Here is a 20,793-nt window from a genome sequence, read left to right on the forward strand (position 1 = left end):
GGGCCTGGCGCAGGTATCATTGTCATTGGAGCCCCTCACGGAATCGAAGGAGCGTGACATGGCTAATCTGACTCTCTATCCGGCCACCCTCCAGTGGGCCGTTGAGGAGGGTGATGCCGATCCAGTGGCCCTGTCTCGGCGCCGGGGGCTTGGCCAGTTGCCGGATTGGCTGGAATCCAAGGAACCCGTGTCCGTATCCTTCAACAAGGTTGAGCAGCTCAGCAGGGCCCTGCATGTTCCTTTCGGCGCCTTGGTCAGGTCGGTCGTGCCCCAGCGTCGCCTTGAGCCTCTGGTCCGGTACCGTACCGTAGGCAATATGTCTGTGCAGCCCAGCAAAAACCTGCAGGACACCATCGATCAGATGCGATTCAGGCAGGAATGGGCCAGGGATGAATTGCTTGAGTCCGGCTTGGACGCCAACCCGCTGGTCGGTTCGGTACAGGATGCCGAGCATGACGATGCCCTGGCTGATGCGCTTCGCTCCACCCTTGGACTGGATGGGCGCTCTGCCTGGGAGGGCGGCAATTCCAGCGACCGTTTCCGTCAGATCAAGGAACGGGCATCCAATGCGGGCATCATGATCATGCTCAATTCCCAGGTGGGTTCTACAAGGTCCCGAAAGCTGGATCTTCAAGAATTTCGAGGGTTCGTGCTGATTGACGACATGGCTCCGCTGGTGTTCATCAATAGGAACGATTCCTTTGACGGCATGATATTCACCTTGATTCACGAGATGGGGCATGTACTGCTGGGTACTCAGGAGCTCTTCGACGGCATTGGCGGCCAAGGAGACCGCAAGACCACGGAGCGTGCGATAAACCGGGCAGTGGTAAAGGCCGTGATTGATGATGAGCGCTTTCGACAGGTGTGGCGAGAGCAGTTGGACGGGGGCCAAGAGCCGGTCGATGCCGCAGAATCCATAGCTGACGACTTCCATCTGAGTGCCTTGGCCATGGGTATACAGGCCCATCAGTTCGGCTTGGCTGGCGAAGATACCCTTGAGGAGCTGCAGAAACGAATGAATCGGCATCTTCAGGACAAGACCGTTCATAGTCAGGAGCGGGAACCTCATGGCAATGGCAACAGAACCAATGCCTCCAGGGTGGACACCGGTTTCGTCCGCTTAGTCAATGCCGCCATGGACGGGGGCAGACTGGCTCCGACTGAGGGCTTCGACCTGGTGGGGGTGCGCTCCCCGCAGTCTTATCAGGGGTTGATTCGTGAAAAGAAGCTGATATGACCGCTACCCTCTACCTGCCCGATTCCAACATCTTCATCGCCGCCTACCGGATTAACCATCCTTTCGACTACAAGGAGTTTCACCCCTTCTGGCGATGGATGGAAAAGCTGGCTGAGGACAGGGCGATTGCCATGGTGGATGTCGTCTACGACGAGCTGGTCAATGAGCAGGCCGCCAATCCCGATATGTTGGACCTTTGGGTGCGTGCAGTGTTCAAAGGCCGCCAAATAAGCCATAAGGACGACAGGTATGCGCAGGTCTATGCGAAAATCCAGGATTATCTGGTCACCTGCGGGCAGTATACGGAAGGGTCGCGCCAATACTGGGAGTCAGAGAGCAAGGCGGATCCCTGGCTGATTGCCGTGGCCAAAGTCGAGGGGGCAGTCATAGTGACGGACGAGGCCCGGGTTCCGTTGCAACAGGGTCAGCACATGAAGAAAGAGCCCAAGATTCCTAACATCGCAGGCCAGTTTGGGGTGAAGACCATGAATCTTCGTCGGTTCTTCGATGTCAACGGGAGGTTGAAGAAGGTCCAATATGTTCCTCCTAAGTCTCAAGGTAAGAGAAAAGCTGTGAGCCAACCAGGCCTATTCTGAATGGGTGGTAGGGGGAGAGTGGGCTCAGCAGCCTCATCTTTTCAGCGCCCGTTCAGCAAAAATTCAGCGGCACTGTCTACCATGGAACCCATGAATGGCAAGCTGAAGGTTCACGGACATTTCAACGGCCTGAAAACGACGCTTTTGTTCGCCCTCATGTGGGCCGTTATCATGCTCATCTGGTGGCTGACCGGCGGTCGCCAGGGCACGCTGGGCATCTATATCCTCATAGGCCTGGCCACCACTTTCGGGTCCTACTGGTTCTCCGACAAGGTGGCGATCGCCTCCATGCATGCCCGGCCGGTCAGCGAGCAGGAGGCTCCCGACCTCTACCGGATCGTCCGAGAGCTGTCGGGGAGGGCCGGCAAGCCCATGCCCCGCATCTATATTGCCCCCACAGATTCGCCCAACGCTTTTGCCACAGGCCGCAACGAGCGCCATGCCGCCGTCTGCTGCACCCAGGGGATTCTGCGCATCCTCAACGAGCGGGAGATTCGCGGGGTGCTGGGCCACGAACTCATGCACGTCTACAACCACGACATCCTGACCTCAGCTGTGGCTTCGGCCATGGCCACGGTCATCACCTACCTGGGATACTCCCTCATGTACTTCGGCGGCGACAGCCGGGACAGGGATAATGATTCCGGCGTCTTCGGGCTCTTGGGCGTGCTGATCAGTTCGATTCTGGCACCCTTGGGCGCCTCCTTGATCCAGATGGCCATTTCCCGCACCCGTGAGTATGACGCCGACGAGGACGGCAGCCGGCTGACTGGGGACCCGGCGGCTCTGGCATCGGCGCTGAACAAAATATCCTACGGGTCTCAGGCCGTGCCCATGCCGCAGACCGCCGGCACTCAGAGCGCCGCTGCCATGATGATCGAGAACCCTTTCTCGGTCAAAGGGTTCAGTAGGTTATTCTCTACCCATCCTCCCACCGAGGAGCGCATAGCCCGTCTGATGCAGATGAGCCAGGAGATGGGGCAGCAGACCCAGGTGAATTCCGGGCGTGGAGCCCAGGTGGGGTACTGAGAGACCAACGGGCTCATGCGCCTGTACACCTGTCAATAGCAGTGACCCTCTCCTGCTGTCCTCAGCCGATAATTCCGGAAGTGGTCAGAAGGGCCAGAAGTTAGGCCGGGCCTTCTGACCACTTCCGCCTTAGTGCCCTCATTGGCGGAGAAGCCAGCTCGTTAGAGAGGAAGCAAGTAACTAGAAGCCCTTGGTTATCCGTCTTTTAGATCTGAATTCTGCGCCCGTTGCAGACCACGGTTTTGACGGACCAGTCAGCCGGGTTCAGGAGGAGGAGGTCGGCCGCATAGCCGGGTGCCAGCAGACCCAGCGGAGCACCGGTGATCGGGTTGGAGCGGTCCAGTCCCAGGGCCCGGGCAGGTGTCAGCGTGGCGGCTTCCACGGCCTGGGGGGCTGGCAGGCCGATGGCCTGGATAGCTCTGCCGACTGCCACATCCAGGGTCAGGGTTGAGCCGGCGATGGCCCCGTTGGAGGTCAGACGGGCGTGGCCGCCCTTCACTGTTACATCCAGGGAACCCAGCTTGTAGGCGCCGTCCTCGCAGCCGGTGGCCTCCATGGCGTCGGTGACCAGGGCTATCCGATGGGGGAAGAGCCTGAAGGCCAGGTCGACGCAGGGGTCCTGCACATGGAAACCGTCGTTGATCAGCTCGGCCGTAACCCGGCGATCCTCCACGGCGGCTGGAATGGGACCCGGCTGACGGTGGTGGATGCCGTTCATGGCGTTGAAAACATGAGTGAGTATACGGGCGCCGGCATCGAATGCGCGGCGGGTCTGGTCATAGTCGGCATCGCAATGGCCAACCGCAGGCACCACACCGGACCCGGCCAGGCGGGAAATGGCCTCGTAGCCATGGTCGCGCTCAGGGGCCAGGGTCACCTGGCGTATGCAACCGTCGGCAGCCTCCAGGAGACTGTCGAGAACCGCGGGTTCAGGGTCGCGCAGGCACTTGGGGTCGTGCGCCCCCTTACGGGAGAGGGCGATGAAGGGCCCTTCCAAGTGGGCGCCCAGCACGTCGGGCCTGGAGTCCATGACCCTCTTGACCGAGCGCAGATTGGTGCACATCGTGTCGACCGGATTGGTGATCAGGCTGAGCACCTGCCTGGTTGTTCCATGGACCATATGGCAGGCCCTGGCTGTGCGAATGGCCTCGTCGCCGTCATCGAAGGAGTGGACCCAGCCGCCGTGGGAGTGGATGTCGATGAACCCGGGGGTGAGGATGAAGCTGGCTGCATCGATGAACTCAGCACCGTCCACATTCACGTCATGGGCATCTGATCCAGGCTGGAAGGAGGGGGGCAGGTTGGGCAGGCCAGCGGCCCTCAGGGCGGATTCCAGGCTCTCTCTGCCTTGCCCGACCTGCTCAATCCTGCCCTCCAGGGCCAGAATCCAGCTGTTTTCCCTGATTCCTCGAGCGTCTATCAGCTTTGCGCCAGTCAGGACAAGGGGATGGGCCGGTCCGTGGAGGGATGATTCAACCGCGAGCCCCGCCGACTCGTATGCTTCCTTGGACATGTTTGGTTTGCCTTCTAGATGGACTGCCAGTCAGGCTTGTTGGCATATGCCCACTTGTAGTAGTCGCGGTTGCGCAGGCGGGAGGCGGCCGCCTCGTCCACGATCACGGTGGCGTGGGGATGCATCTGGAGGGCGGAAGCCGGGCAGAAGGACGATATGCCGCCCTCTACGCTCTCGGCCACGGCTTCTGCCTTCCCGGCGCCGAAAGCCAGGAGGACCAGCTGGCGTGCCTTGAGGATGGTTCCGATCCCCTGGGTGATGCAGTGGGTGGGCACCTGGTCCATGTCATTGTCGAAGAAGCGGGCGTTGTCGATGCGGGTCTGCTCGGTCAGGGTCTTGATGCGGGTGCCCGAGGCCAGGGAGGATCCGGGCTCGTTGAAGCCGATGTGTCCGTCGGTGCCGATGCCCAGGATCTGCAGGTCGACGCCGCCGGCATCCTCGATTGCCTGGTCATATACGCGACCAGCGTCCTTGATGGTGTCCAGGTTTCCATTGGGCACCCTCACCTTGGCGGGGTCCAGGCCCAGAGGCTCGACCACGGTCCGGTCGATGGTGGAACGGTAGGACTGAGGGTGGGCCGGGTCCAGGCCCGCGTACTCGTCCAGGGCGAAGCCACGTACCTGGGAGACGTCGATCCCCTCCTTGTGGACAAGATCGGCCAGCGCCTTGTATGCCGCCAGAGGGCTGGACCCCGTGGCCAGACCCAGCACGCAGTCAGGCTTGCGCCGGATCAGGTCGGCTGTGCAGCGGGCATAGATCTCGCCGGCTTCCTCCTGGGACTTGACGATGATGATTTCGGTCATGATGCGATTTCCTTTCCAATAAGGTCAGATGGTCGACTGTCGGCGGCCATGCGTCCTGCCAGGGCGGCGCCGATGGCTGCGATGGGCAGGTCGGCTGGGGCCAGGCGCAACCGGTCGGGCAGCTTCAGCGAGGCGATGAAGTGGCTGCAGGCCGCGCTTCTATTCAGATGCTCGGTGACCAGATCCAGCAGGGGCTGACCGGTTTTGCTCATGCCGCCACCCAGGATGATGACTCCGGGATCGATGGTCAGGGCCACGATCTGTACAGCCAGGGCAATGCCATGGCCGATGATGTCCTGGACTTCCTGGGCGCGCTGGTTCCCTTGGCTTACCTGGGCAATCAGGTCAGGCAGGGGGTGGGCGATTCCCGGCCAAAGGGCTTCCACTGCCGAACCCGAGGCCACCGTCTCCAGGCAGCCGTGCTGGCCGCACTTGCAGGGGAATTGGTGAGCATCCACTGGGATGTGGCCGATTTCGCCGATTGCTCCGCTGGCTCCGTGCTCGATCCGACCCCCTCGGATGATGCCTGCTGCCAAACCGGTGCCTAAGTTGATGAAGGCCACCACTTGGTCGTCCCGGTCGGGCAGGGCCCTGGGACCGTTGCGCCCAGGCCCTGATGCGGGGCGTCGGGCCTGGTTCCGGGCGGCCTCGGAGTGGGGTGTGGTTCCAGGCGTCAGCAGGGTGTCGCCATCCTGTGATGCTGCTCCGAGGGCAGCGATGTTGACATCGTTCTCAACGCGGACGGGCAGACCGGTCGTCTTGGCCACGGCAGGGCCCAGAGCCATGTGGCGGATGCCGAGGTTGACTGCGTCATCCACTATTCCACGGTTGGCATCCACGCGCCCCGGGATGCCCAGGCCTACGGTGACCGGACCCTGGTCCGGGTCCACCTGATTCAGCAGGTGGCGGATAAGTGTCACCGTGTCGTCATGAACCGCTTGGTTGCCTTCGCGCGTAGGGATTCGATGGCAGGCTACCAGGTGCTTGCCACCGTCCATGGCCACGCCCTCGATCTTGGTGCCGCCGATGTCAATTCCCAGGCTGATCGGGCCAGCCTGGACGTTATCTGTATCCGCCTCGGGATGCGGGGTCGATGCTGCCATGGAATTCAGCGGGCCTGGGCCTGGTCCGTCTGTCCCTGTCCGCAGGCCTTCTTGATGGCCGTAGCGATGGAGACCGCCGGGTCGTTGTAGGGAATCAGGGTGGACTGGAATGCGTGGTAGAGGTCGGACTTGCCGGGCCAGACCGTGCCAATCACGTGGTTGTTGGCATCCAGCTGATGCCACCAGGACCCGCCCTGGTGGTCAATCAAGTAGTGGTCTACATAGCTGCAGAAGGTGGCGTACCAATCGGCGTAGGTGGCCTTGCCGGTGGCTGCGTAGAGAGTGGACGAGGTGTTCAGAGCCTCGGCCAGGGTCCAGTGCATGCGGTCGTGGACAACCGGGCGGCCCTGCCAGTCCGTGGTGTAGACCAGGCCCTCGGCTCCGTCGGCGGCCCAGCCATCCTCAACAGCCCTGGCGAACAGGTGCTCGGCTGCCTCGATGTAGCGGCGACGGTCGGCATCCTGATCGAACCTGCTTAGTGCGTACTGGGTAATCAGCCTGGCCCATTCGATTCCGTGGCCCGGCGTTGCCCCGTAAGGCTTGAACTGGTCGGCCTTGTTGTCCTGGTTGTAGTCCAGGTCGGCCTGCCAGTCGCTGTTGAAATGCTCGGGGATGCGCCACTGGTTGTTCTCGGCCCAGCTGATGACCTGGTCGATGATGCGGCCGGCGCGCTCGCGGTAATCCTCCTTGCCTGTGGCATCGGCCACGGCCAGGAAGGCCTCGGTGCTGTGCATGTTGGCGTTGAGACCCCGGTAGGGGTCCAGCCGGGTGAACTCGCTGTTCCAGGTGTCGACGGCCAGGCCCTTCTCGTCATCCCAGAAGTAGCGGTTGAAGATCTCCAGCGCCTGATCCAGCAGAGCCTGCCCATCGGGGTCGCCGGCCAGCATGGCTGAGGATGCAGCCAGGACCACGAAGGCGTGGGTGTAACAGGACTTGCCACTCTCGGGCTGGCCCTGCCAGGAGACCGAGGGGTACCAGCCGCCGTGTTCGTCGTCGTGCAGGTTGCCTTGAAGGGCTTGAACACCACGATGGACCAGCTCTGATGCTCCCGGGTAGCCCAGGAGGCTGCCGATGGCGTAGACGTGGGTCATCCTGCAGGTGATCCAGGTCTGGATTCCCTGGTCTGGGTCGATGCTGCCGTCGTCATTGAGCCAGCCGGCGCCGCCTTGCTCGGTGGGAAACCCACGCCCGAAGTCCAGGAAGCCGTAGGTCTGCGAGGCCATGAAGATGCGGTTGGCCTCGTTACCCAGCAGGTATCGCGGATTTGTGGCGGACGGTGAGGCTTCCGAATGGTTCGGTGTCGTGGTCATGGCGATCGCTCCTTTGCTCAGCGAGGGGATGCAGCTGTTTTCGATGTCTGTTTACAGCCTAACACTTAATTGTTAGGAAACTGAACTTTTTATTGGCTGTCCCCGTGGTCTTGCTCACGATGCTAGTGCGCAGTCCTGAAAACCAACAGCTTTGGTGCCTCAATGGCGAGGTATGGACCTGTCCGGGCAAGGAAGTTTACAATATAAGGAGCAAGCATGGATGGGCGTGATCACGGGGTTCAAGGCCCAATCCCCATGGCGGGTCCCCGTCCCCGCATTATCTATCGTCAGGTGAATCATGACCAGCAATACCGGCAACCTGTCCAAGGCGCTGCCCAAGTCTGTGCGGCACCATAACCGAGCCATTCTGCTCAGGCTGCTCTACCCCGATGTCAGTATGACCAGGGCTGACCTGGCCCGCGCATCAGGGCTGACCAGGGTCGCCATATCAGACATCGTGGCCGAGCTGCTGGGCGAGCATCTGCTCATGGAGGTGGGTTATAGCAAATCCACCGGGCCGGGCAAGCGGGGAAGGCTGCTGCGCATCAATCCCGACGGGCGAAGCATCCTGGCCCTGGATCTTTCCACGCCCTACGTTTTCAGGGGGGCGGTGCTCAACCTGACCGGACAGGTGGTGGCGCGTGAGGAGATCCCTCTGACCGCTGACGGCAAGGTCCCCCTGGACTTGGTGGGGGAGTTGACTGATTCATTGATGCAGCGGGCAACCCACCCCATCATGGGCATCGGCGTATCCAGTCCCGGCATCGTCAGTGCCGAAGGCGTGGTGGATGATGCCACCAACCTGGGCTGGGTTCAGACCGACCTGCGCGGCTACCTGCATGAGAAGACAGGCCTGGAGGTGACGGTCAACAACGATGCCAACAATGAGGTTTTGGCTGAGCAGCAGTTCGGCTCAGGGCAGTCCGACCTGCTGCTGGTCCATCTGGGTGACGGGGTTGGGGCAGGGTTGCTGGTTTCCGGCGAGCTGGTGACCGGTTGCAACCGTGCGGCTGGAGAAATCGGCCATGTGGTCGTTGACCCCACCGGTCCTCAGTGCCGTTGCGGCAAGCGCGGCTGCCTGGAATCACTGATCAGCGTTCCCAAGCTGACTGCTGCAATGGACCGGGATCCCGACAATCTGGCCGGCATTTTGCGCCGTGCTGGCGAACTGCTGGGTCGTGTTCTGACCATGCCCGCCGGCCTTATGGACATTCCTCGCGTAGCTGTCCTGGGCGACTCCAGGGTGGTCAATCGCATTTTCCTGAGTGCCATGGAGAAGACCATGAACGATGCCCTGGCCACTGATTTTCGGCGCCCATTAGTGGTCGACCGCTCGGCCTTGGGTGAGGATGCAGCCTTGCTTGGGGCCTGTTCCACGGTGGTGGCTGACCTGATCGAGCCTGACGGCACCGTCTGAAAGTGGATTTAAGGGCAGTCTCGCAACCGTACCCGGAGTTGGTGATTCGCGCACATCGCCGAGACCTGCTACCATGGTGACTCGCATGCGGTTGGCCGAGGTTTGACCCCGGTGGCCGGATTTGCGGGCGTAGTTCATTGGTAGAATGGAAGCTTCCCAAGCTTCAGAGGCGGGTCCGATTCCCGTCGCCCGCTCTCTTTTCTGGAAAATCGTCATCAGCATTGACATGTGGGTTTGGGAAGTTTTCAACTTTGACAAAGATAAGCTTTTGAGCGCATCTGGAGCTGATCGGCCTCCTGCCAGGGATGAAGCAGAGGCTCTCGCTCGAGCGTATGCTGCGTTCCTTGCGAATCCAGAGCGTTAGACGTTTGATGAAGCTGATTGACCTATAGTCGGTGAGCGAGCGTCAGCATCAGCGTTTACTCACAGGGGAATATCGCTGACGTCTATCGAGAGGAACAGTACCCCAGCCAGACTATGCAGTAAGACGATCAATGTCACTAAAACAAGCAGGATTTTTGCGACGACGTTCCACCATTTCCGGGCTTTGCGCGACTTCCATTTATACAAGGCAACTATATGGACAATGCCGCTTATCAGCCAGCAGACAAGCCCCACAATGGTGGTCGCAATTATCCTGTTCACCCAAGTGTCCGAGGCAAAATCAACGGCATACGGGAATGCCATAAAGAACTGAATAGGAATTTTGCTATACCAGCCCCAGCTCATTGGCAGCAACAGAACCAGGCCTAGAAACCATAGGACAAGGTCGGCATGAGCGGGTACGTGGATCGTGCGGCGAAGGTCGGTCTTCTCCGTATCCTCGCCTGTTTTATCCGATTTCCGTCCCCTGCATGCCATAGCCGCAAGGCTACAGCATCTGTAGGTATGAAGAGACACTTGCAGACGCTTCCTCACATTCCCCGTTAATCCTGTTCCGCTTGACCACCAGTTTTCACTGAAGAGTTTCTCATCTGTGAAAGGTTTAACCGTGCGATCTGCAAGTTGGGCGACTATAGCAAAAGACGGCACGAATCATGGCGTGGCCTTGTTTGTGTTTCCACGTCTGATTGAGGCGTATGCGCGGGCTTTTGCTCGCCACATCCAATGTGAGGAAGTTATATCGCAGCTTGGCTTGTTGACATGAGATTAAGGACGTGGTGCCAGTCAACTCAATCCGCGACTATGCCGACGTGACGCCTGCTGACCAGCTGATGGAGCGCTTCCTCGAAGCTATTACCAACACTTGGTGGCTTCTGGGCATGCCGCTTTCCGCATCGGCGAACCAATCGCGCCTATGGTTGCAGACAGGACTCTGCTCAAACCTCTAGAATCTCAAGGTTAATGGAGATGTGTCCACCTTGCCTGAATATGCATCCAACCCAGATCCTGTATCCAAGTAGGTAACTCAACATCAGTAGTTTCGTTCCACTTAAATCACCTCATAGTAATTTGCTCTGGTCATTTTTATTCTCTTGCCCATAATCGAATCTTCGATACCTGATCTAAAAGTTGCAAGCCCGGCAACAGTGCGGAAAGCCTCTCTTAGCGCCATCATTGATGAACAATATTCCTGGAAGTTCTGGAGTGTCGAAGCACGGTGCCTCAGGTCGGGCAGTGGAAGATGAGGGGGTACAGGGAAGTATGGAAAGGACGGCCATCATGGCTGATTATCACGTGCAATATGACGGGGATCGCGATCTGTGGACAGTCAAGCGGGCCGGGGCCTCACGCGTCTCCCGGACCTTCGCCACCAAGGCGGAGGCCACCAAGCAGGCCAAGGTCTTTGCGGACCGGTCCGGCGGCGGCGAGGTCAACATCCATAACAAGGGCGGCAACAAAATCCGCGACAAGCGCACCATAGGCAAGAAGGATCCTCGAGACATCAAGGGCTGAGCTCCAACTGGGCTCTGTGACATTTCACCGTAATCGGGCCCGTGCACGTGCCGAATGTCGCGGTGATAAGTAACGATGTGCTTCCAATATGCCCATCCATCATCCCGGCAGGATGTTGGGATGGTGAAGCATTGGTCGCCGTCGCTGGTCTGTATGTGTCTGCCCCCATAGACTGAAACCAACCGTGAAAGGTGGCGAGGTCGATGGCCGATGGTTTCAACCAGCTGGATCAGCGGCTGGCGGACAGCGGGTATGACGAGGGTCTGCCAGCCTCCTACCCTCCTCGCCCGGATATTGATGAGCGTCCTATTCAGATAGCCCATGCCAACATCTGGAGTCGGTTTGCGGCGGTCACGGGGCTGGTCTCGGCCCTGGCGGGCGCGGCCTTGCTGGCCCATGCCATAGCCCCCTCCAGACTGGGGGTCATAGGTCAGGTGGGCATCTCCGCCTGGGTGGGTGTCTCCGTGGCCTTTGCCCTCTTGACCATAATTTTGGTCATCATAGCCCGTCACTCAGGACCGGGCCCGAACCGGCCATCGGTGGGTTCGGCGGGCATTATTCTTTTGATCTGCGGAATGCTCTTGACCCTGGCAGGCCTGCTCATTGCCAACTCTTCCCCCAAGGGCATCATCAAGGCTCCTGCGCGTGACGAAGCGCCCACCAGCTCGCCCCAGGCCATGACCGGCGGTATCGACAAGGCTGCCGGACAGTGCGCCTCCGGTTGGCATGACATCAGCCCGGGCGGGTATGTAGGCATCTCCCAAGCCCGGTATTGCACGGATACGACCATGGCCTACGTGGTCTTCGATAACGATTCTGCGGCATCCCTGGCCAAGGGGCCTATCCGCGCCAGCGTGCCCGACCTGCTCTCCCGCTACGGAGGCGGGTTGCAGCCTCAGGATCTATGGCTGCTGACCGGCAAGCGTTGGATGGTGGTGGGTAGCAAGGCCCAGGTGACCGGACTGCAGAGTCAGTGGGGTGGCCAGGCCGAGCCGCTCATGGGCCAGCATTGAATGACCGGGCCGGTCGACTATCGTGGCAGTTATGGATCAAGCACAAAAGGATGACGGCGGATTGGTGGGTCGGCCCTCCACGGTGGTGCCCGGACGCTTTGGGCAGGAGCTCAAGGTCGAGCAGGTCCGTTGGTCCCGCAAGCAGGGCACGGGCAATCCCTCGCGGCCCATTTTTGTACTCATGCACGGCTGGGGCTCCAACGAGGAGGACATGGCCGACCTGATGCGTTACGTGGCCCCCTACAACGACTACGCATCCCTGCGGGCGCCCATGGTGGTGCCAGGCAGCGAGCGCGGCATGTTCGGCCCCGGCTACACCTGGTTTCACGATATGCGTCCCGAGCAGGAGGACCTGGATCGGGATGGCTATGCAGCGGCCCGGGCTGTGGACGCATGGGTTTCAGCCAACATCCCCGAGGACCGACCTGTGGTGGCCATGGGCTTCTCCCAGGGAGCCATGCTGGCCGTTCATCTGCTTCGGATCAACCCAGAGCGCTACCGGGCCTCCATATGCCTGTCCGGGTTCCTGGCCCCGGGCCTGGTGCCCGGCACCGCTCCGGCGGATGAACGCCTGGCTGGCTTGAACAAGCCGGTCTTTCTGGGCTTCGGTTCGGATGACACCACGGTGCCCAAGTACGAATTCCGCGCCCTGGCCGCCTGGCTGGATGAGCACGTATGGCTGCACACCACCGAGTACGATCACCTGGACCATGCCGTGGACATGCGCGAGATGAACGACCTTCGTCAGTGGCTGGGCGAGATCGATGTGACCTCAGGCCTTATGTAGATCGGATCAGAGGGCCGAGTCGGCGTCGACCTGCATGACGTAGACGTTGCGGCGCATCTTCCTGGCCGTCGTGCGTGAGATCTCCCCGGATTCGACCATGTCCTGGATCTGGCTCAGCTCGATGGCGTAGCCCTCGCGCTTGGCCTCCTCCACCTGATCCCTGACGGCAGGTATCCCCGCGTATTCGGTCTTTCCCTCCGCCGAGGATTCAATCATCTGGTGGTTGATGATGGTGTTCAGCAGGTCCTCGGTCTTGAAGCGGCCCTTGCCCAGCTCGGAGTAGAGCCTTTCAATTAGGAAGTGGTTCATCTCCGCCTGCAGATGGCGTCCTGCCACGTAGACCCGGTCCTTGTCGATCGGCTGGGCCAGGTGCTTCAGTCGGTGGAACTGGCTGTGCAGCAGGCCCCTGAGTCGTCTGCGAGCCGTGTAGGCCCTCCAGCGGAGCTCACCGCCCCTGTCCAGGTGGAAGAGGGATCCGGATATGGTGGACAGGATCCTGCGGGCGGCCTGTTCCTGGCTGCGCAGATTCAGCAATTCGTCCTGGTCGTCTCCGCGCTCGCTGCGCCGGTCGATCAGCTGGGCGTCGGCATCCCTGTCGGCTACGGTCTCGGCCTCGGTGCTGGTCTCGGCCTCGGTCTCGTCCCCGGTGGCAGACTGCGTTGATGCAGGTGCCTGTTCTATGCCCGCGTCCTCGTTCCTGAGCCGCTCCTCCAGCTGATCCTGGGCCTCTTCGATCCGGCTGAGCCGCTCCTCCATGTAGTCCTGCTCCCACTCCATGGTCTGCACCTGCAGGTCCTGGAAGTCCTTGGGGGAGTACTGGCCGATCTCGGACTTGAGCTTGGCGATGCGGTGGTTGTACTGCTTGATCACCTGCTGGATGGCCAGCCGGTTCTCGTCAGTGATCCTGCTGGAGAGTTCCCGGACTGTGCCCCTGAGCACCTTGATGGATTTTTCGACCTGTTGGGCCGGCACCTCGCTGCTCTGTGAGGGAGCCAGCAGGGGCAGGGCGAAGTTGGCAAGCACCAGGGTGACGATGATGACCCCGGCGGCCACGAAGATCAGCTCGCTGCGCATGGGGAAGGCAGACCCGTCATCGGTCATATAGGGGATGGTCAGGGCCAGGGAAAGGGTGATGGTCCCCTTGGGGCCGCCGAAGGTCATGACGGCTGCCGATCTCAGGAGCTTGGATGTGATCCGTGGCCTGCTGCCGGTTTCGTGGTCCTTGGTGAAGATCAGGACGCTGGCTGTCCAGAGGAAGCGCAGCACGATCACGGTCAGGCAGACCACGGTGATGGTGGCTACCAGCATCCAGTTGCTGACCCGCCGGTCTCGCCAGCTGGTGCCCATGGCCGCCGGCAGCAGCATGCCCAGAAGGACGAAGACCGCACCGTTGAGGCTGAAGGAGAGCACCTTCCAGACGCTGGACGAGACGATGTTGGCCTTGGAGGTATTGGGTCCCACTCCGGTGTGGTCGAAGCGGATCAGCAGTCCGGTGGAGACCACGGCCAGGACTCCGGACACATGCAGGATGTCCTGTCCGACCATGTAAATCAGGAAAGGCAGGAAGAGCTCCAGCAGGATCCGGGTAGTGGTGGTTTCCCAACCCAGGCGACGGGCCGACTCAAAGAGCCAGTTGACCACAAAGCCCATGATCAGGCCGAAGCCGATGCCACCCACGAACTCGAGGAGGAACTCGCCCAGGGCCTGGGGCAGGGAGAAGGAGCCGGTCACGGTAGCCAGGATGGCGAACTGGAAGCCGATGACACCGGTGGCGTCGTTGAAGAGCGATTCGCCGGCCAGGATTGAATGTTCGTCCGGTGTCAGGTCGGCGCTCTCCCCTAGTGAGGAGACGGCCACGGCATCGGTGGGCCCCAGGGCGGCGCCCAGGGCCATGGCCGCGGCCAGTGGGAACATGGGCCAGGCGGCATGCAGGATAACCCCCACCATGATCATGGTCAGGGCGGCCAGTCCGATGGCCAGGGAAAGAGAGGATCGCAGTCCCTTGAGCAGCTCCACCTTGTTGATGGTGTGGGCCTCGTAGTAGAGCAGGGGCGCGATGAACAGGACCATGAACAGCTCAGGGTCCAGCCGCATCCGTGGGAAAACGGGCAACAGGGCCATGACTGCGCCCAGGACGATCTGAACCAGAGGGGTGGAGATCCGGGGAATGAATCTGGAAATGAAGGAAGAGACGAGGACGGCAGCAAGTATGCACAGAATGAGGATGAATGTTTCCACGGGCTTCCTTTCCGCCACGCAATCCCGGGCGGGCTGCCGCAGGCCCGACTAGCAGGGTTCGTTCGACCAATGAAGGAATCTCCGAGTGCAGGGTCGCATGAGGATCGACGTCGCACAGTCCATTATACGGAATGGGGATATCCAGGAACAGCATTAATGGACAATGTGCGCTAAGTTGACACCTCAAGCCAAAATGGTGGACAGACTGCGCTCGCGATAGGCGAACATTTGTGAAAATCCGGCCCGTGGACCCCTCGTAAGCGCATGAAAGGCCGGCTCAATCGGTATACTCGTGAAAACCGGGAAGGCTCCGAACCTCCCAGAGGTGCACCGCTTGCGGCGGTTGATCATGGAGCCCCATCTCTTGACCCCGGGGACTTGCGTGCACGCTATTGTTTCCCCGATGCTTTTGGACATCCCCCGGTCCGGAAGGAAGATTGCAAGAACGACTGCAGAGGGTCGCATGCGGGGACAAATGACCGATCCGGTTTGGAAAGGCCAGGTTGACCGATGACATCATCCATGACGTCTACAAACATTAAGAATCAGAACGCTGCGGCAGCAGGGTCCGACATGCGTTTCGACGACACCGACTGGCATAGCCTGGAGACCTCGGCTGTGCTGGACACCCTGCACACCGGGGACCAGGGTTTGGATACGCAGGAGAGCGCACGCCGACTGGAGCTCTTCGGGCCCAACAGCCTGGCCGAGGCCCAGACCAAACCCCGTTGGAAGCTCTTCCTGGAGCAGTTCGCCGGCCCCCTGATCGCCGTCCTGATGGTCTGCGGCATCATCACCATTTTTCTGCAGCACTATGTGGACGCTGCGGCCATATTCCTGGTCCTTTTCCTCAATGCCATCATCGGCTATGTGCAGGAGTCCAAGGCCGACAAGGCCGTGGAGGCCCTGACCACCCTGTCCACCCCCACCACACGGGTGGTGCGCCAGGGCCGGATGGAGCAGATTGACGCCGACCAGCTGGTTCCGGGCGATCTGGTCCTCCTGGAGAGCGGCGACCGCATCCCCGCCGACCTGAGGCTGATCGAGGCCCTCCACCTGCGCATCGACGAGGCCATGCTGACGGGCGAGAGCGAGGATGCCAAGAAGAATACGGACCCCGTGGACCGCGATGCAGCCCTGGGCGACAGGCACTGCATGGCCTTCTCGGGCACCATGGTCACCAGTGGCCGTGGACGGGGGCTGGTGGTGGCCACCGGTTCCGACACCGAGCTGGGCGAGATCAACGATCTGGTCCACGTGGCCAAGGGCCGCACGCCCCTGCAGCGGATCATCCACCGTACCGAGGTGGGCATCGCCGTCGCCGTCATCCTGGTGGCCATCTTCGTCTTCATCGGCGGAGCCATCCTCAATGGCGACGCCACCGGGGCCTTCCTGTCCGCAGTCTCCCTGGTGGTGGCCTCCATGCCCGAGGCCCTGCCCATCGTGCTGACCGTGGCCATGGCCTTGGGGGTTTCGAGGATGGCCGAATACCATGCCATCGTCCGTTCGCTGCCGGCCGTTGAAACCCTGGGCTCCATCACCGTCATCGGCTCGGACAAGACCGGCACGCTGACCCAGAACCGCATGACCGTGGAACAGTTCACCCTGGGTGGCGGCCAGCCGGTCCCCGTCGAGGGTATGGACCTGGGTGCAGCTGCTGTATCCGGTGACGACCGGATGCGCGGTCTGGCCGCCCTCGCCCGGGCCGGGGCTCTGACCAATGAGGCCCATCGGCAGCCGAATGAAGAAGGCGGCATCGAATACAGTGGCGACGCGGTCGATATGGCCATGGCCCGTCTGGCCGACCAGACCGGTGCCGTGACCACCGAAGACCTGGAGGCTCCTATCGTCATGGAGACCCCCTACGAGCCGGAGCTGCTCCACTCCATGACCATCCGCCGCAGCCCGGACGGCACCCTGACCCAATATGTCAAGGGCGCCCCGGACGCGGTCATGGCCATGAGCCGAACCATGCTGGACCCGGATGGCCAGGTTGTTCCCCTGGACACCCAGGCCGTCCACAAGTCCTACGAGGCCATGGGTTCCCAGGGGCTACGTGTCATAGGCGTGGCCAGCAGGGTCCTTTCCTCCGACCAGGATCCCGCCTCCCGCCGTCGGCCCGACGACCTGACCTTCCTGGGGCTCGAGGGCATGCTCGACCCGCCTCGTCCCGGCGTGCGCGAGGCCATCGCCGACTGCGCCGGGGCCGGCATCCGTGTGGTCATGATCACCGGCGACCACCCGGTGACCGCAGCCGCCATAGGCCGCCGACTGGGCCTTGAGAATACCGACCAGGCGCTGACCGGCAGCGAGATGCTGGAGATGAGCGACGAGGTCCTCCGGGCCCGTCTGCGCGAGACCTCCATCGCCGCCCGCGTCTCCCCCCAGGACAAGCTGCGCATTGTGGAAGCCCTGCAGGATGAGGGCCATGTGGTGGCCGTGACCGGCGACGGCGTCAATGATGCCCCGGCCCTGAAAGCTGCTTCGGTAGGCATCGCCATGGGCCGTTCCGGCACCGATGTGGCCCGGGAGGCCAGCGATGTGGTTCTGACCGACGACAACTTCGTCACCATCACCCAGGCCGTGCGCCAGGGGAGGGTCATCTTCAAGGCCATCCGCGGGTCCGCCTACTTCCTCCTGTCCACGGCTGCAGCCGCCATGATCGCCGTGGGGGTCAATGTAATCTCCGAGGAGCCCCTGCTCTTCCTGCCCCTGCAGATGCTCTGGATCAACTTCGTGACCAACGGTGTCCAGGATATTGCCCTGGGATTCGAACCAGGCAACGGAGATGAACTGGAGTCGCCCCCACGTTCGTCTGGAGAGGGCCTGCTCTCGCGGGTGCTCTGGGCGCGACTGGCCGTCTGCGGGCTCTGGATGGCCACCTGCATCCTGGTCCTCTTCCGCCTCAACATCAACGCGGGAATGGATCTGGCCCACGCCCGGACCATCGCCCTGACCCTGCTGGTCCTTTTCAACTTCTTCGTCGCCATGTCGGCCCGGTCCGAGAACAGGCTGATCTTCCAGCTCAACCCCTTGGACAACACCTTCCTCCTGGTGGCTTCGTTCGTGGCCCTGGGCATCCATGCGGGGGCCATGTATCTGGCTCCGGTTGCGGGCGTTCTGGGCATGGCCCCCTTGAGCGCAAGCCAGTGGCTCATCTGCCTGGTGATTGGGCTGACGGTCCTGATCTTCAGCGAGGGCGACAAGATGGTTCGTGCCTTCCTGGCCAAGCGTGGCATCGACACGTCGGGGCGGCCCAAGGGCCATCTGCACCATGTGCGCCGCCGCATCGCGGGCATGATCAACTGAACCGACCTGTCGGGCTGGACTGTCAGACTGAACCCGTGCAAGAACGGTGGAAGGCGCCCATGGAGGAGGCCCTGCGGCTGGCCGGCATAGCCGGAGACCGGGGGGATGTGCCCGTGGGCGCCCTGGTCTTGGATGCCTCGGACCGGGTCATCGGCCGGGGCTTCAACCAGCGGCAGGCCCTGGGCCGTCCCCTGGCCCACGCCGAGATGGAGGCCATCAGGAAATCCGACGCGGGCTGGGATTTGGCAGGGTGCACCATGGTCGTCACCCTGGAGCCCTGCCCCATGTGTGCAGGAGCGCTGATGGCCTGCCACTTCAGCAGGGTGGTCTTCGGCGCCTGGGATCCCAAGATGGGGGCCTGCGGGTCGGTTTGGGATCTGCCCCGTGACCCGCACACCGGAACGAAGGTCGAGGTGCTGGGCGGTGTGTGTGAACAGGCATGCGCCGGGATCCTTGCCGGCTTCTTCGCCCGGCACCGCCAGGACTGAGTCCCGTTTTTCAGCGGGGGTTGTGATTGGCCCTGTACCGCTGGAAGGCCGGGGTGACCTGGAGGGCCGCCCAGATGCAGCGCAAAACAATCAGACAGAGGTAGGCGGCGAACAGATTGGCGCCCACCCGTGCGCTGACCCCTGAGGCCGCCCAGGTGCCCACCGGTGTCATCAGTGCGGCCACGATTCCCAGAAGCAGCCCCTGACCGGCGTGGACCAGGTGGTGGCGCAGGTTGGTGAACGTCCCTGACAATGAACTGGGCAGGATGGCCAGCAGGGAGGTTCCCCTGGCGATCAGGTCGCTGGCGCCCAGCAGGGCCAGGGCCGGTACTGCGATGGCTCCGCCCCCAACGCCCAGCAACCCTGACAGGGTTCCGATCAGGACGCCGACCAGCAGAATGATCAAGGCCACCGCCGGGCTCAGCCGGATGCTGCTCTCCCTGGAGGGTGTGGACAGCAGCTGTTGGGCAATGACGGCCATCAGGAAGCCCACGTAGAGCCACCTGAGTATCACCTCAGGAAGCCGGTCCAGCAGCCAGGTGCCGATCTGCGCCCCAATGACCGTGCCCACGGCCAGCAGCAGGGCGGCCAGCCAGTCCACATGCCCGCCCAGGGCGTAGGAGGCCACCCCTGCCAGCGACATCGGGATCATGGAGGCCAGCGAGGTGGCCGAGGCCTGCCGTTGCTGCAGTCCGGTCCACACCAGGGCCGGTACGATGATCGATCCGCCGCCGATGCCGAACATCCCCGACAGGAATCCGCTGATCACGCCCACCAGGACCAGGATGGCCAGGGTCCGCCGGTCCATCCTTCCGGCTCCGCTCTGCTCTTTCTGCATGGGTTCCAGCCTAGGTCGACGTTTTCTCCGGGATGACAGGATGTCCGCGTATGCGGCAAAGTCCTCCAAGGTGCAGGAATCCGGGGGTATTCCAGTCCTTATGTCCACCATGCGACCGTTGTCTCGGTTCCCTTCTGCCGTCTCGGCATACTGCTTGGTATCCCCCGGGCCGGTCCCCGGAGGTGCGTCGTCTGATCAAGAGAACAAAGAGGGTGTGTTTCGATGCGTTATACGGTCATCGGTGCCGGAGCCATGGGCTATCGTCTGGGCGTGCTGCTACAGGAGCAGGCCGGCCTGCAGGTGGATTTCGTGGATACCTGGATGCCCAATATCGACAAGGTTCATGACCAGGGAGGCGTCTATGTTTCCCGCGATCATGAGAATCGGCATTTGGTGCCCGTCAACATTTACACCCCCGAGGACTACAAGGGCGACCCCGACGTCTGGATCGTCATGCTCAAGCAGATGCAGCTGGAGGCTGTCCTGGAGCGTTGCGCACCGCTCTTCCGCGACCATCAGGTGGTCTTCTCGGCCATGAACGGCTGGGGGCACTTCGACAAGCTGCTCAAGTACTTCCCCAAGGAACGCATCTACGGCGGCACGGCCATGATCGGCACTGTCCTCAACGGGCCCGGCGACGTGGACTTCATCGGTAAGTCCGGGGCCGGTTCCATGCACCTGTGCGCCATGACCGAGGAGACCACCGACCTAGAGCGCCGGATGGCCGAGGACTTCAAGGCCGCCAACCTCAACCCCATCCTGACCGAGAACTTCGAGGGCACCTGCCTGGCCAAGATCATCTTCAACTCGGTGGTCAACACCATCTGCACCATGTATCAGATCACCATGGGCCAGTTCATCTCCTACCCGGGCGCCAAGGATATGTCCCGCCAGCTGATCGACGAGGCCTATGACGCCTGCGAGCGGGCCGGCAAGCAGCTGATTCAGACCCGTCAGGAGACCCTGGACGAGGTGGATTACGTCAGCCGCGTGGGCAACCCGCTCCACTACCCCTCCATGTACCAGGACATGTCCAAGGGCCGTCCGACCGAGGTGGATTACATCAACGGCTACCTGGCGCGCCTGGGCCGCGAGCATGACTACGTCTGCCGGACCCAGGAGTTCCTCACCCACGGCGTACATCTGGCCGAGCTGGCCTTCCGCGTCCATCATGAGGAGCAGGCCGACCAGGGGTGATGTGAACGGCCGCTGA

At 61.8% G+C, this 20,793-nt stretch carries 17 protein-coding genes and 1 tRNA gene; 11 read left to right on the forward strand and 7 right to left on the reverse strand.

Annotated elements, in window-relative coordinates:
• Window positions 1-58: 58 nt before the first annotated feature.
• The 3 genes from JF70_RS00380 (at window position 59) to htpX (ending at window position 2,865) form a co-directional block, all read left to right on the forward strand.
• Window positions 59-1,240, forward strand: coding sequence for an ImmA/IrrE family metallo-endopeptidase (locus JF70_RS00380; protein ID WP_045934853.1), 1,182 nt, complete (start codon window positions 59-61; stop codon window positions 1,238-1,240).
• Complete coding sequence (locus JF70_RS08380; protein WP_052690636.1) at window positions 1,237-1,836, forward strand: DUF4411 family protein; 600 nt, start codon at window positions 1,237-1,239, stop codon at window positions 1,834-1,836. Before JF70_RS00380 ends, JF70_RS08380 begins: the two co-directional genes overlap by 4 nt.
• 90 nt (window positions 1,837-1,926) lie before the next feature.
• Window positions 1,927-2,865 (forward strand): zinc metalloprotease HtpX, encoded by a 939-nt coding sequence (gene htpX, locus JF70_RS00390; RefSeq protein ID WP_045934854.1) that lies wholly within the window; start codon window positions 1,927-1,929, stop codon window positions 2,863-2,865.
• A 205-nt stretch (window positions 2,866-3,070) separates the two neighbouring features.
• Here htpX and nagA read toward each other — a convergent pair whose 3' ends face one another.
• From nagA to JF70_RS00410, 4 genes are read right to left on the reverse strand one after another with little or no spacing between them, the layout of a single operon-like run.
• Window positions 3,071-4,378 carry an N-acetylglucosamine-6-phosphate deacetylase gene (gene nagA, locus JF70_RS00395; protein ID WP_045934855.1) on the reverse strand — a complete coding sequence of 436 codons (1,308 nt, stop codon included), beginning with the start codon at window positions 4,376-4,378 and terminating at the stop codon, window positions 3,071-3,073.
• 14 nt (window positions 4,379-4,392) lie between these two features.
• Complete coding sequence (gene nagB / locus JF70_RS00400) at window positions 4,393-5,181, reverse strand: glucosamine-6-phosphate deaminase (protein WP_029679028.1); 789 nt, start codon at window positions 5,179-5,181, stop codon at window positions 4,393-4,395.
• The gene (locus tag JF70_RS00405; RefSeq protein ID WP_052690637.1) at window positions 5,178-6,284 is read right to left on the reverse strand and encodes an ROK family protein; all 1,107 of its coding nucleotides are present in this window, start codon (window positions 6,282-6,284) and stop codon (window positions 5,178-5,180) included. The genes nagB and JF70_RS00405 overlap by 4 nt, the downstream gene beginning before the upstream one ends.
• A gap of 5 nt (window positions 6,285-6,289) precedes the next feature.
• On the reverse strand, window positions 6,290-7,594 hold the full coding sequence (locus tag JF70_RS00410) for an AGE family epimerase/isomerase (protein ID WP_045934856.1): 1,305 nt from the start codon (window positions 7,592-7,594) through the stop codon (window positions 6,290-6,292).
• Between the two features lie 298 nt (window positions 7,595-7,892).
• On the opposite strand from JF70_RS00410, the gene JF70_RS00415 reads away from it, so the two are divergent.
• Window positions 7,893-9,011, forward strand: a complete 1,119-nt coding sequence (locus JF70_RS00415; protein ID WP_052690638.1) for an ROK family transcriptional regulator — start codon at window positions 7,893-7,895, stop codon at window positions 9,009-9,011.
• Between the two features lie 123 nt (window positions 9,012-9,134).
• A tRNA-Gly gene (locus JF70_RS00420) sits at window positions 9,135-9,205 on the forward strand.
• A 229-nt stretch (window positions 9,206-9,434) separates the two neighbouring features.
• On the opposite strand, the gene JF70_RS00425 is transcribed toward JF70_RS00420, so the two are convergent.
• Entirely contained in the window at window positions 9,435-9,872 is a 438-nt protein-coding gene (locus JF70_RS00425) for a hypothetical protein (protein ID WP_156149539.1), read from the reverse strand.
• Window positions 9,873-10,673: 801 nt separating this feature from the next.
• Here JF70_RS00425 and JF70_RS00430 point away from each other — a divergent pair.
• The 3 genes from JF70_RS00430 to JF70_RS00440 all read left to right on the forward strand — a co-directional run bounded on the left by JF70_RS00430 (window position 10,674) and on the right by JF70_RS00440 (window position 12,707).
• Window positions 10,674-10,907 carry a DUF2188 domain-containing protein gene (locus JF70_RS00430; RefSeq protein ID WP_045934889.1) on the forward strand — a complete coding sequence of 78 codons (234 nt, stop codon included), beginning with the start codon at window positions 10,674-10,676 and terminating at the stop codon, window positions 10,905-10,907.
• Between the two features lie 203 nt (window positions 10,908-11,110).
• Window positions 11,111-11,920, forward strand: a complete 810-nt coding sequence (locus tag JF70_RS00435; RefSeq protein WP_045934859.1) for a hypothetical protein — start codon at window positions 11,111-11,113, stop codon at window positions 11,918-11,920.
• Between the two features lie 31 nt (window positions 11,921-11,951).
• On the forward strand, window positions 11,952-12,707 hold the full coding sequence (locus JF70_RS00440; RefSeq protein ID WP_045934860.1) for an alpha/beta hydrolase: 756 nt from the start codon (window positions 11,952-11,954) through the stop codon (window positions 12,705-12,707).
• 6 nt (window positions 12,708-12,713) lie between these two features.
• Here JF70_RS00440 and JF70_RS00445 read toward each other — a convergent pair whose 3' ends face one another.
• Window positions 12,714-14,945, reverse strand: coding sequence for a cation:proton antiporter (locus JF70_RS00445; RefSeq protein WP_045934861.1), 2,232 nt, complete (start codon window positions 14,943-14,945; stop codon window positions 12,714-12,716).
• A gap of 522 nt (window positions 14,946-15,467) precedes the next feature.
• Between JF70_RS00445 and JF70_RS00450 the strand changes: the two genes are divergently transcribed.
• Together JF70_RS00450 and JF70_RS00455 are read left to right on the forward strand one after the other, a co-directional pair.
• The gene (locus JF70_RS00450; RefSeq protein WP_231578748.1) at window positions 15,468-18,254 is read left to right on the forward strand and encodes a cation-translocating P-type ATPase; all 2,787 of its coding nucleotides are present in this window, start codon (window positions 15,468-15,470) and stop codon (window positions 18,252-18,254) included.
• Between the two features lie 59 nt (window positions 18,255-18,313).
• Window positions 18,314-18,742 (forward strand): nucleoside deaminase, encoded by a 429-nt coding sequence (locus tag JF70_RS00455; protein ID WP_045934863.1) that lies wholly within the window; start codon window positions 18,314-18,316, stop codon window positions 18,740-18,742.
• A 10-nt stretch (window positions 18,743-18,752) separates the two neighbouring features.
• Here the strand turns inward: JF70_RS00455 and JF70_RS00460 are convergent, their stop codons facing one another.
• Complete coding sequence (locus tag JF70_RS00460) at window positions 18,753-19,691, reverse strand: sulfite exporter TauE/SafE family protein (RefSeq protein WP_269420523.1); 939 nt, start codon at window positions 19,689-19,691, stop codon at window positions 18,753-18,755.
• Window positions 19,692-19,802: 111 nt separating this feature from the next.
• Here JF70_RS00460 and JF70_RS00465 point away from each other — a divergent pair, with 111 nt between their 5' ends.
• Entirely contained in the window at window positions 19,803-20,777 is a 975-nt protein-coding gene (locus tag JF70_RS00465) for a ketopantoate reductase family protein (RefSeq protein ID WP_045934865.1), read from the forward strand.
• Window positions 20,778-20,793: the final 16 nt, after the last annotated feature.

The organism is Bifidobacterium mellis, from assembly GCF_000967265.1.
Classification (GTDB): Bacteria; Actinomycetota; Actinomycetes; order Actinomycetales; family Bifidobacteriaceae; genus Bombiscardovia; species Bombiscardovia mellis.

Bases quoted from the DNA above. Each gene is read 5' to 3' on its own strand.
- JF70_RS00380 (WP_045934853.1), top strand. From the start codon at position 59: ATGGCTAATCTGACTCTCTATCCGGCCACCCTCCAGTGGGCCGTTGAG.
- JF70_RS08380 (WP_052690636.1), top strand. From the start codon at position 1,237: ATGACCGCTACCCTCTACCTGCCCGATTCCAACATCTTCATCGCCGCC.
- htpX (WP_045934854.1), top strand. From the start codon at position 1,927: ATGAATGGCAAGCTGAAGGTTCACGGACATTTCAACGGCCTGAAAACG.
- nagA (WP_045934855.1), bottom strand. From the start codon at position 4,378: ATGTCCAAGGAAGCATACGAGTCGGCGGGGCTCGCGGTTGAATCATCC.
- nagB (WP_029679028.1), bottom strand. From the start codon at position 5,181: ATGACCGAAATCATCATCGTCAAGTCCCAGGAGGAAGCCGGCGAGATC.
- JF70_RS00405 (WP_052690637.1), bottom strand. From the start codon at position 6,284: ATGGCAGCATCGACCCCGCATCCCGAGGCGGATACAGATAACGTCCAG.
- JF70_RS00410 (WP_045934856.1), bottom strand. From the start codon at position 7,594: ATGACCACGACACCGAACCATTCGGAAGCCTCACCGTCCGCCACAAAT.
- JF70_RS00415 (WP_052690638.1), top strand. From the start codon at position 7,893: ATGACCAGCAATACCGGCAACCTGTCCAAGGCGCTGCCCAAGTCTGTG.
- JF70_RS00425 (WP_156149539.1), bottom strand. From the start codon at position 9,872: ATGGCATGCAGGGGACGGAAATCGGATAAAACAGGCGAGGATACGGAG.
- JF70_RS00430 (WP_045934889.1), top strand. From the start codon at position 10,674: ATGGCTGATTATCACGTGCAATATGACGGGGATCGCGATCTGTGGACA.
- JF70_RS00435 (WP_045934859.1), top strand. From the start codon at position 11,111: ATGGCCGATGGTTTCAACCAGCTGGATCAGCGGCTGGCGGACAGCGGG.
- JF70_RS00440 (WP_045934860.1), top strand. From the start codon at position 11,952: ATGGATCAAGCACAAAAGGATGACGGCGGATTGGTGGGTCGGCCCTCC.
- JF70_RS00450 (WP_231578748.1), top strand. From the start codon at position 15,468: ATGACGTCTACAAACATTAAGAATCAGAACGCTGCGGCAGCAGGGTCC.
- JF70_RS00455 (WP_045934863.1), top strand. From the start codon at position 18,314: ATGGAGGAGGCCCTGCGGCTGGCCGGCATAGCCGGAGACCGGGGGGAT.
- JF70_RS00460 (WP_269420523.1), bottom strand. From the start codon at position 19,691: ATGGTGGACATAAGGACTGGAATACCCCCGGATTCCTGCACCTTGGAG.
- JF70_RS00465 (WP_045934865.1), top strand. From the start codon at position 19,803: ATGCGTTATACGGTCATCGGTGCCGGAGCCATGGGCTATCGTCTGGGC.